Annotated in this window: 8 protein-coding genes; 1 reads left to right on the top strand and 7 read right to left on the bottom strand. The window is 34.8% G+C overall.

Annotation, left to right across the window (positions count from 1 at the left end; translation table 11 throughout):
* Nucleotides 1–40 precede the first annotated feature (40 nt).
* Both thiL and QMG60_RS03545 read right to left on the bottom strand, forming a co-directional pair.
* Entirely contained in the window at nt 41–1,087 is a 1,047-nt protein-coding gene (thiL, locus tag QMG60_RS03550) for a thiamine-phosphate kinase (RefSeq protein WP_057115276.1), read from the bottom strand.
* An 89-nt stretch (nt 1,088–1,176) separates the two neighbouring features.
* Nucleotides 1,177–5,229 (bottom strand): choice-of-anchor L domain-containing protein, encoded by a 4,053-nt coding sequence (locus tag QMG60_RS03545; RefSeq protein WP_281866894.1) that lies wholly within the window; start codon nt 5,227–5,229, stop codon nt 1,177–1,179.
* A 279-nt stretch (nt 5,230–5,508) separates the two neighbouring features.
* On the opposite strand from QMG60_RS03545, the gene QMG60_RS03540 reads away from it, so the two are divergent.
* Complete coding sequence (locus QMG60_RS03540) at nt 5,509–5,988, top strand: DinB family protein (RefSeq protein ID WP_057115274.1); 480 nt, start codon at nt 5,509–5,511, stop codon at nt 5,986–5,988.
* 48 nt (nt 5,989–6,036) lie between these two features.
* On the opposite strand, the gene QMG60_RS03535 is transcribed toward QMG60_RS03540, so the two are convergent.
* From QMG60_RS03535 to QMG60_RS03515, 5 genes are all read right to left on the bottom strand, one after another.
* Entirely contained in the window at nt 6,037–6,996 is a 960-nt protein-coding gene (locus QMG60_RS03535) for a YafY family protein (protein ID WP_281867924.1), read from the bottom strand.
* 118 nt (nt 6,997–7,114) lie between these two features.
* A complete protein-coding gene (locus QMG60_RS03530; protein WP_057115273.1) occupies nt 7,115–7,732 on the bottom strand; it encodes an outer membrane beta-barrel protein in 618 nt (205 codons plus the stop codon).
* A 262-nt stretch (nt 7,733–7,994) separates the two neighbouring features.
* Entirely contained in the window at nt 7,995–9,791 is a 1,797-nt protein-coding gene (lepA, locus tag QMG60_RS03525; protein ID WP_057115272.1) for a translation elongation factor 4, read from the bottom strand.
* Nucleotides 9,792–9,952: 161 nt separating this feature from the next.
* Nucleotides 9,953–10,654 carry an NUDIX domain-containing protein gene (locus QMG60_RS03520; RefSeq protein ID WP_281866893.1) on the bottom strand — a complete coding sequence of 234 codons (702 nt, stop codon included), beginning with the start codon at nt 10,652–10,654 and terminating at the stop codon, nt 9,953–9,955.
* Between the two features lie 53 nt (nt 10,655–10,707).
* Complete coding sequence (locus QMG60_RS03515; RefSeq protein WP_057115270.1) at nt 10,708–11,424, bottom strand: NUDIX domain-containing protein; 717 nt, start codon at nt 11,422–11,424, stop codon at nt 10,708–10,710.
* Between the last annotated feature and the right edge of the window lie 419 nt (nt 11,425–11,843).

The following is an 11,843-nucleotide window of genomic DNA, read 5'->3' as shown; positions in this document are numbered from 1 at the left end:
AGTGGAATTTGGAATTTTTTATTTGGAATTTTTCAAAAATTTATTCGGTCAAAGCATCCCATCCGCGCGCTTTTAAAGGGATTTTGGTATTGGCACGAGTTACAAGATGTATTCCTTCATTTTCCTCCGTCATATGTCCGATAACAGAGAAATTCGGGTTTCCTTTTATTTTGTCAAAATCATTAATGTCAATTGTAAATAAAAGTTCATAATCTTCACCGCCATTTATGGCAACAGTTGTGCTGTCGATATTAAACTCTTCGCAGGTAGAAATAAACTGAGGATCCAATGGCAGTTTATCTTCATATAAATTACATCCTACTTTTGATTGTTTACAAATATGAATAATCTCAGACGAAAGCCCATCCGAAATATCGATCATAGCAGTTGGTTTAATATCTAAAGCATGAAGCAGTGTTCGAACATCTTTTCGGGCTTCTGGTTTTAACTGACGCTCCACTAAATAAGTGTACGGATCTAAATCTGGCTGATTGTTTGGATTAACCTGGAAAACCTGTTTTTCACGTTCCAAAACCTGCAGTCCCATATAAGCGGCACCAAGATCTCCCGTCACAACCAGTAAATCAGTTTGTTTAGCTCCATTTCTGTAAACCAATTCGTTTTCATCAGCTTCGCCAATTGCAGTGATACTGATAATTAAACCTTTTTGAGATGAGGTTGTATCACCGCCAATAACATCTACTTTATATTCTTTTGCAGCATGTGTAATTCCTGCAAACAACTCTTCAAGAGCTTCAAGTGGAAAACGATTTGAAACCGCCACAGAAACAGTAATTTGGGTCGGTTTTGCATTCATGGCGCAAATGTCTGAAACATTTACCACAACAGATTTGTAACCTAAATGTTTTAAAGGCATGTAAGCCAAATCAAAGTGAACGCCTTCTATCAATAAATCGGTCGAAACTACAACTTTTTTGTCTTTAAAATCAAGAACAGCTGCATCATCGCCTATACTCTTTAATGTTGATTCCTGAGTAACATCAAAATTTTTGGTTAAATGTTCAATTAAGCCAAATTCGCCCAATTGAGCTATACTAGTTCTTTGTTGATTTTTATCTTCAATCATTTTTTTAAGGTACAAAGGTTTTTAAGTTGCAAAGGTACAAAGTTGAGGGCTTAATAACTATAAACGAAGTTTTTTTCTCTTTCCAGTAATTATCGTTTCATGCTAAAATGAGCTTTGAATTCTTGAATCATACCATTTTGTGTATAAGTAACCCGAAACCAATAATCAGAAGAAGGAAGCGGACTGCCGTCAAAATTACCATCCCAGCCAGCACCAGACGGCTTAATCATTTTTAGTAATTTGCCATAACGGTCGTAAATCGTGATGACCGCCTCTGGCTGATAAGCTAGATCTGGGATATTCCAAGTGTCATTGTACCCATCGTTGTTTGGGGTAAAAAATTTAGGATATTTAAGCACTTTGGCAAATAAAATAAGGTTGTCACAATTGGCTTTTATGTCTCTTATTGTAATAGCGTGCTCTCCCGAGTCAACATTCTGAAATATATTACTGGTTTGAAAATCACCATCGTCCAGCTGATATTCATAAGTTCCGAAACCGTTAGTGAGGTTTACAATGATATCAATATTATCTTCAAATTCATCCGACACGGTTACGGTTGCAATTGCCGGACTGGATTTTTCGACAATTACAGTAGCTGGATTATAACCGCAGTCGTTACCAACATCGGGTATGTTTTTAAAGGGTACAACGGTATACGTTCCGTCCTGAATAGCGGTATAAGTTGGTCCTGTGCCTACTTTATTTCCGTTAAAATACCACTCTACAGTATAATCGGTTGAAGTGATTCCTGAATTCAATTGTGCTGAATGCTGTAATGTTCCCGTTTGATAATCAACACAAATGACTCCGTTCTGTACAGAGAAATTTTTTAACGGATAAATGGTAATATAAAAATCATCCTGTGCAAAACAGCTGGAATTTGTGGCTGAGGCTGCGTAGATATACATTTTTTGACTCGTACTTATTTTCTGCCCAGCTGCATATTGATTTCCCGCCGCGTTGGGTTCACTGTAATAATTTCCAAAAGTTAAAGGAGGCAAAGTATAACTTTCACAAATAGCCACATCAGGAGTATTGGCCAATACAGGAGTTTGGGAAATCGTAACTGAAAAATTTTTCTCACTAACGCAGGTCAGACGTGTACCGCTAACAGCATATACATAAACAGTCTGCGAGGTTGTTAAAATAGTTCCAGCCGGAATAACAGCGCCTTTTCCTCCTGGCTGTGCATAATAATTACCCAATTTTAGCGGAGGCAGAGTATAACTGTCACAAACATTTATATTGCTGAAACTGCCCACATCAATTCCGTTGTAATTAACTTTAAAAAACGTTTCATTGCTGCAGGAAGTAAAATTGGACCATTCATTATAAATATAAATGGTCTGTGTGGTGTTGATAACTGTTCCCTCTGCAAGTTGCATTCCCGAACCATTTGGTCCTCCCGTGGCTGTATAGTATTTTCCATTTTTTAGTTTCGGAAGTTTGAAATCGGTGCAGGTAACCACATCAGTAAAACTGTCAACAGGAGGAAGAGGTCTGATTTCAACTGTAAAACTATGCTCATTTGTACATTCAGGCCCTACCGAAAAAACATAGATAGTTTGTGTTGAGGTAATAATATCGCCTGCTTTTAGTTGTGTTCCTCCACCGTTTGTTTTTGTAAAATAGTTGCCATTTGTCAATGGAGGCAAAATATATCGTGCACACTCGAGTCTGTTTGCAGGAGTGTCTACCAATGGGAGCGGTTTTATCGTAATGACATATTTAAGATTTTCGGTACAGTTGGGCGAAGTTGTAGTTGCGGCATAATAATATACGGTTTGCGAACTGGTAATAACAGTTCCAGCCGGAATGTTTTTTCCTTGGCCCCCAGGGCTTTCGTAATAACCTCCAATGGCAACTGGAGGCAGCGTAAAACTTCCGCATCGTGAAATCGGAACAAAAATTGGAGAATTGACAATATCGATTTTAAAAGAATGTTCATCGGTACATCTCCCGTCATTTGCAAAAACAAATATTATTTGACTCGAAGTGATTTGGTCTCCCGCCTTTAGGGCTCTTCCTAAACCTCCTGATAACGTAAAATAATTTCCGTTTGACAAAACAGGCAATGTATATGAATCGCAAGTTACTACATTGGCAGGTTTATCTATTGCGGGTAAAGGATAGACTGTAAAAGGTACCGCTATGTCGCGACACACAGCTCCATTAATTACCGCATAATAATAAATAGTCTGACTGCTTGTAAATACAGTGCCTTCTGGAATAGAATCTCCTTGTCCTCCTGGCTGAGTGAAAAAACCACCCGCAGGTAACTGTGGAACAACATATTGGCCGCAAGCTTCTTTTTTGAAATTAATTTCATAAATCAGAGTTACATTAAAGCTTGTTTCATTGGTACAATTGTTTGTAGTGGGACCTTGATAAATATAGTAACGGCCTCCTTTCGTAATAACATCTCCAGCATTTAATTTAGTTCCCGTTCCATTTGGAGCTGTATTATATGTACCGTTTGAAATTGGAGGTAAAGTATAGCTGTTACAGGCGATAACATTTGGAATAGTATCTACTGGCGGCAGCGGGTTAATAACGATATTGAAATTAACTGTTGTGTAACAAACCGAATTCGCAATATTCTCAATCCGTACCCAGATAGTTGTCGAAGATTGCGTAGACGTAGTAAATGTTTTCGGTTCAGCAATATTATTTCTGGCATTGTTAGCGTCTATTTCGCTGTTATAATACCTAATTCTATATTCGGAAACATTTAATCCGTTTAGAATGATTGGTTCCTGAGTAGTTAAATCAACAGTTATATTTTTAGAAATATTATCGCAGACCTTTAAGTCGGGTGGTTTTACAACATTGATTGGAGCGGTTGTCAATAAATTAAATGAAATTATATTTTCGCAAAAAAGGGTTTTGTCATAAACAGGCACCACTTTTATGTATATGGTTTGGTTACCAGAACTTATAAAAGATTTTAGTTGATTTTCTGGTATCATTGGTCCATTCGCATTGGCAGAAGCTAAGGAATCAAAATAATAAATAGTGTGTTTAGCTGGATCAATACCTAATGAAGTTAGATTATTCTGGGTTAAATCATATTGATAAGAACCAGTTGCACTGTAACAGGCCGTTAAGTTTTGGGGAGTTTTAATAATTAACTCGTTAACTACAACTTCGTCTTTAACCACACAACCAGAAAGTGTTGCCGTAACTCCGTAAGTTCCTGCTTTATCGACTGTCAAAGAATTGGTAGTTTCAGTAGGAATTACTGTTCCATTTAATGTCCATGTATAAGCAAAATTGCCTGCAAGATCAGATTTGAGTGTAATTTTTTCACCTTGACAAAGTGTTCTGTCGGGGCCTAAATCCATTGTTGTCATAAAACTGCCGCCTTTTATAAAAACTGCCGAATCATAATTACTGTCGTTGTAATCGCCAATAGCAAGTTTTATGCGATAAGTTCTGTTTGGAATCACCGTTGAAGAAGCTGTTAAAACTTTCGTCTCGCCTCTCATATTGATGGACGACTGCGAAGGATTTGTGACATTATAACGATCAAATAAATTAGCATTGGCAGATAAACACGACGAATTATACTGCTGGTCTCTAATATTTTTAACTGAAACTGGAGTATTTGTTCCCGGCAGAACGGCAAGATTTGTTGAAATTCCTGTTGTTAAATCAGTCAGTATGAAGGCAAATACATCACTGAATCCGCATTGAAATTCACCATATTCATTGGACGCAAAAAGAAAATCAAAACTAAAATTACTTGACAGCGGTGTAAAATCAAATTGAAGAAAACTGACATCTGTTACAGGTACAACTTGTCCGTTATTATCGCTGATAATCTGTAGATCACTATCAGTAGCATTGTTCAGCTGGCTGCTTTCATTAGTACCGCTGTATGATCCTTCTGTATATTTGGCGATTCCGTTTCTTATAATGATTCCGCTTGAAATAGGAAAGTTTGGATTTGTGCTTGTGAATTTACCGATACCTTGATGTGACGAGAATTTAAAATTACTTTCGTTTGAACAGCCATTTTGCATTAATTCTGCTCTTACCAGTTCAGGTATGCCCAAAGTTGTAGTGTCGACTACGATTCCTTGTGATGAAGATAGGGTCGAATACAATAATAAAAGTAGAAGTAGAGCAGATCTCATAATTCATATTCTATTTGTTCGGTTATTAAAGTTATGAAATTATTTCTTTATAAATTTTTGATTGTCAGTATTTTATGGTTATTTGTGAGTGATTGAACAAAAATGTGTGATAATTTTAATTTTTGTTAAATTCGAAAAAAATAAACAATTGATGAATCTCATTGTATGGTTAAAGAATGAATAATAGAATATTTTTAAAAATATTTTTTCCTGCTGACAAACTGTTGTCACCAACCCATTTTACTTTTGAAGTATTAAAAATATTTAAACTTTAAAACCATGAAAACACTAGAAGCACAAGTTATTACATCAGAAGATTTATTGAAACACTGGCAAGGACACCGCGCTCTTACACGTCGATTAATTGAACTTTTTCCTGAGAAAGATTTCTTTGAATTTTCAATTGGAGGTATGCGCCCTTTTGCCAAATTAGTGGATGAACTTTTGGCTATAGCAGTTCCAGGACTTAAAGGAATTGTAACGAAACAAACCGAAGCATTTTCGGAAGGATCAGAAAAATTAATTTTTAAAGCACAATATCTTCAAAAATGGGACGAAGCGACAGAAGAAATAAATAAATATTGGGAACAATTAGCAGTCGAAGATTTCAGCGAAACTTTTAATTTGTTTGGGCAGTATGAATTTCCAGTCATTCAGAATATTTTGTATTTCATTGATAATGAAGTGCACCACCGTGGACAAGCTTATGTATATTTAAGAGCTTTAAACATTGAACCGCCATTTTTCTGGGAAAGATAAATATTCAAATTAAAAAAACTCCTGATGATAATTCTTTCAGGAGTTTTTTTATAAAAGTCTTTTTTTGTTGATTTCCAAAAGTTCTAGAACTTTAGTTTTTAATATTTGAGGTTCCAGGATTTCTGCATAATCTCCAAACATAAGAAACCATCGTGGAAAACCATTTTCGATATCACGGCACATAAAATGCATTTCGATTTTATCACCTATTTCTTTTTCTGAAACAAAGCCATGATATTTTCTTTCATGGGTCAAATATCTTGCGATTTTTTTTTCAATTAAGATTCTCACTTTTGTCGTAGGACAAGTTTCCGTTTTAGTCAAATAAGTTTCCAATGCATCGTGTTCAATAGTAAAATCAAATTCGGTTTTTTTGATTTCCTGAATGCGATCGGTTCTAAACTGGCGATAATCTTTTCGCAAATGGCAATAACCTAGAAAATACCAATTATTATTATCATGAAAAACCCCAACGGGTTCTAGATTTCGCTGTGTTGTTTCGTCTTTATCAAAAGTTTTGTAGGTTAAAAGAATTTGTTTTTTCTCTGCAATTCCTTCAAAAAGAACAGCCAGTGTATTCGGAGAATTGTCATTAAACATTGGCTCCGCAGTCTGCATAACTACTCTTGATTCAATGTTGGACAGCCAGTCTTTGTCTGCACTTCTTAAAACCGATTTGAGTTTGTACATCGCCGATGCGTGATGTGTTCCCAAAGAAGGATCTGTAAATTTCTGCATTAGTTTTTCGGCAGCAATAAAGCTGCTTATTTCTTCTCGCGTAAACATTACGGGCGGAAGTCTGTAACCTTCCATTAATGCATAGCCAACTCCTGCTTCACTATAAATAGGAACCCCAGAAGCTTCAAGCGTTCTAATATCCCTGTAAATAGTTCGTAAACTACAGTCAAAACGGTCTGCCAGTTCTTGTGCCTTTACAATCTTTTTTGACTGTAATTGAATAAGAATCGCAACAATTCGGTCAAATCGTTTTGGAGTTTCGTCGAGCATTTTTTCTTTTAAGTTCAAAAGTTCAGATGCTCAAAGTTACAAAGGTTTAGGGTTTAAAGAAATAAAAAAGCTGTCCCAAATTGAGACAGCTTTTTTATAAGTAAATAGCAGGAAAGAATTAAAATCTATATAAAAGACCAAATTGAGGTTGGTCAAAAATATTTTCAAATAAATTAATATTTAATTGGAAAGTATCAGATGAAGGACCATTTTCTGGAGAAACACTGTTGTAAGACAGCATATTTGCTAATACAAAAGTTACAGCAATATTTTTGGTTACAAAATAATTTAATCCCACAGTGATATCAGCAGTTAAACTGTTGTCAGTATCGCTTCCAACATTTGGTATATCTGTTTTGTTTCTTCCAAATCCTAAACCAGCTTCAGCATAAGTTTTTAAACGTTTTTTATCCAATTCCAAGAAATAGTAACGTGCAAAAGCTCCAACCCCAAATACATTAGTTTCTACTTGAGTTGTTTCTACCTTGTTGCTAGAGTAGTTTAATTTTGCTCCTACAGCAAATTTATCATTTAATAAGTACCCAAATTTTGGACTAAAACCATAATAATCTGCATCACCGCCTGTGCTAATTTTGATAGAACCTTCTAAGAACATATCACCGCTTTGAAAGGTTACTCCCTTTGCTGAGTTCATTTCCGAATCAACTTCTTCTTGTTGTGCATTAGCAAATGAGAAAGTTAACATCGATAAAAGAATAAAAAATTTAGTTTTCATAATAATAATTTTAAGTTGTAGGATTAAAGTTATATTTTAAAATCTAGAATTTTTAAAATCTAAATCGAATGCATCAATAATGAATCAATAGAGTTAAAAAAGATATAATTTTATAAGTATTTACTTGTTTAATTATGACCTAAAATTTAAGTTTTCAGGTGTCAATCTGAGTGTTTACTGAGAATTAATTCTTAAAAAATAAAAAACCCGATAACTTTTGTTATCGGGTTAATCTATATTCTCTATTCTATTTTCTAAAAAACTAGTCGTTCAGTTTCAAAACAGCCATAAATGCTTCTTGCGGAATCTCAACGTTTCCTACCTGACGCATACGTTTTTTACCTTTTTTCTGTTTTTCCAGTAATTTACGCTTACGCGAAATATCTCCACCGTAACATTTTGCGGTAACGTCTTTACGAAGTGCCTTAATCGTTTCACGAGCAATAATTTTCGCTCCAATTGCAGCTTGAATCGGAATATCAAATTGTTGTCTCGGGATTAACTCACGTAGTTTCTCGGTCATTTTTTTACCGATATTGTAGGCGTTGTCTTCGTGGATTAATGCAGAAAGTGCATCAACGGTTTGTGCATTTAAAAGAACGTCCAGTTTAACTAATTTCGAAGTACGCATCCCGATAGGAGAGTAATCGAAAGAAGCATACCCTTTAGAAACTGTCTTTAAACGATCGTAAAAATCGAATACAATTTCAGCCAAAGGCATGTCAAAGTTTAACTCAACACGCTCTGTTGTTAGGTAAGTTTGATTCGTAATTAAACCACGTTTTTCAATACATAAACTCATTACGTTTCCTACGAAATCAGCTTTTGTAATAATAGTAGCTTTTATATAGGGTTCTTCAACTCTGTCCAGTTTTGAAGGTTCTGGTAAATCTGATGGGTTGTTTACAATTAAAGGAGTTTCTGGATCTTTTTTGGTGTAAGCCAAATACGAAACGTTAGGAACTGTTGTAATTACAGTCATATCAAACTCACGCTCTAAACGCTCTTGGATAATTTCCATGTGAAGCATTCCTAAGAATCCGCATCGGAAACCAAATCCTAAAGCCGCAGAACTTTCAGGCGTAAAAACAAGCGAAGCATCATTCAATTGCAATTTTTCCATAGAAGAACGCAAATCTTCATAATCTTCTGTATCAACAGGATAAATTCCAGCAAATACCATTGGTTTTACATCTTCAAAACCAGTAATCATATTAGTTGTAGGCAGTTTGGCATCAGTCAGCGTGTCACCAACTTTTACTTCTTTTGCTTCTTTAATTCCAGAAATCAAATAACCAACGTCTCCGGTAGAAATTACATTTTTAGGAACTTGATTTAATTTTAAAGTTCCAATTTCATCAGCAAAATATTCATTATCAGTTGCCATGAATTTAATTTTCTGACCTTTTCTGATTTCACCATTTACAACTCTAAAGATTACTTCGATACCACGAAACGGATTGTAAACCGAGTCAAAAATCAAAGCCTGTAAAGGTTCGTCTGGATTTCCTTTAGGTGCAGGAATTTTTTCGATGATAGCAGCAAGAATGTTCTCAACACCAAAACCAGTTTTTCCAGAAGCATGAATAATATCTTCTAATTTACATCCTAATAAATCGATAATATCATCACTAACTTCTTCTGGATTGGCACTTGGCAAATCGACTTTGTTTAAAACCGGAATAATTTCCAAGTCATTTTCAAGTGCTAAATATAAATTTGAAATCGTTTGTGCCTGAATACTTTGTGCAGCATCAACAATTAATAAAGCTCCTTCGCAGGCTGCGATAGATCTCGAAACTTCATACGAAAAATCTACGTGACCAGGAGTATCAATTAAATTCAAGATGTATTCTTCCCCTTTATAAGTATATTCCATCTGAATGGCATGACTCTTAATGGTAATTCCACGCTCACGCTCCAGGTCCATGTTGTCAAGCAATTGTGCTTTTTCCTCACGAGCTGTAACGGTTTGTGTTGCGCTTAATAATCTGTCCGCCAATGTACTTTTACCGTGGTCAATGTGTGCAATAATGCAAAAGTTACGTATCTTCTTCATTTTTATATATCAGTTCTCTTAACGAGTTTAAGTATTTTTGGGTATAAATAACACTAAAGCAATAGCTTTAAAGCATGTTATTAAGGCGCAAAGATAGCGCAAAGTTTTGGATTCTGGAATGTTGATCTGCGATAGTTGATAGTTGTGAATTAAAAAGAAGCCTAAAATTCAAAATTGAATCCTTTTTCTGTTAATTTCTTGTACATTTCAGCATCAAATTTGTAAAGTTTAGCTGCTCTGTGCGAAACGTCTTTTTGTTTTTCGTCGAGTTCTGTCAGCAGTTTCATGTGAAGAATTTTTCGTCTGAAATTCGATTTATCCAATTCAATTCCTAAAATTTCTTCGTACAAATGCATCAACTGCAATAACGTAAATTTTTCTGGAAGTAAATTGAAACCAATCGGAGCCTGACGAACGCGATTTCGCAGCTGCAGTAAGCTAAAATCTAGAATTTCGTTATGGTCAAAAATCAAATCTGGAATTTCATTTATTTTATACCATTTGGCTTCGATAACTCTTAAACTGGCTTTAATATTATAATCTTCTCGATTGACTAAAGTATAGTAACCAATGGTAACAACACGTCTTTCTAAAACACGTTTCGGATTTGTAAAAGCTTTTAACTGCTCCAAATAAATATTTTCGAGACCAGTAAGTTCTTGTAGAATACGCTGGGCAGCATCATCTGCACTTTCGTCTATTTGAAGCCATCCGCCAAGAAGTCCCCATTTTCCTTTACTTTCACCTTGGGCATGCTGCACCAAGAGAACTTCGAGACTCTCTTTATTAAATCCGAAGAAAACACAGTCAATTGTGATTCCGTCTACGGCTGGTTTGTGATGATTAGTAGTTGTTTCTGTCAATTTTATTGTTGTGTTTCGAAGTGCAAAAAGTATTTTTATATCTCAATTGAAAATCAGAATTCAAAATTGAAACCTTTCTCCGTTAATTTCGTGTAAATTTCTGGATCAAACTTGTATAATTGAGCCGCTCGGTGAGAAACGTCTTGTTGTTTTTCGTCTAAAGCTGCCAAAAGTTTCATGTGAAGAATTTTTCTCCTAAAGTTCGGTTTGTCCATCTCGATTCCTAAAATTTCCTCATAGAGCTGCATTAACTGTAATAAAGTAAATTTTTCAGGTAATAAATTAAATCCAATTGGAGTCTGGCGAACTTTATTTCGAAGGTGTTTCAAGCTATACGCCAAAATCTCATTATGATCATAAATCAAATCTGGAATACTGTTTATTTTGTACCATTTAGCATCCGAAGCTGTAAAACCTGCTTTAATATTGTAATCTTCTCTTTTGACCAAAGCATAATAACCAATCGTAATTACTCGTCTTAGCGGAAAACGATCTGGATCGCCAAATGCTTTCAGCTGTTCCAAATAGATATTATCAAGCCCTGTAAGTTCGTTCAATAAACGGTGTGCAGCATCATCTGTGCTTTCTTTTTTATAAATCCATCCCCCAGGAAGACCCCATTTTCCCTTGCTGATTCCTTCTCCATGCTGTACCAAAAGCACCTCGAGACTGCCTTTGTCAAAACCAAAGATGACACAGTCAATCGTGATCGCATTCATGGCACTTTGTTCGTTTTTTGGAACAGTTCTGTCATCTACATTTTCAACCATATTCGAGATAAATTTTGACAAATTAAATAAATAAAATGATTATTAGCCTTCTTAAAAGCTTTATATTTTTTTTAACGAAACAAGATTTTGATAATCAGTGAATTAAAAATGTGCTAAAAAATGTATTAAAATACTCTAATTCTTAAATGACTGATTGTCAATTTTATAAAACGTTGATTTTTCTATATTTTTTATTTCAATTTTATTTCTCTTTTTACAGCATTGATAAAAATGAAATCGTATTTATTAGAATAGAAAAAAAATAACCCTAATATTTTGTTAATATAGAAAATTTGTTTTACACTTGTAGTCAAATTTACCATAAGATAAATTCAAATTGACTATAAGTAAAAAAGGCAAAGCTACAACTTAACTTAAACTTACCACAAATGTTTTTTTAGAAATTGATTTTTAATCGA

The sequence above is a fragment of the Flavobacterium sp. GSB-24 genome (assembly GCF_027924665.1).
Lineage (GTDB): Bacteria > Bacteroidota > Bacteroidia > Flavobacteriales > Flavobacteriaceae > Flavobacterium.
Note: the sequence above shows the minus strand (reverse complement) of the source record. Positions and strands in the feature narration are given on the sequence as shown.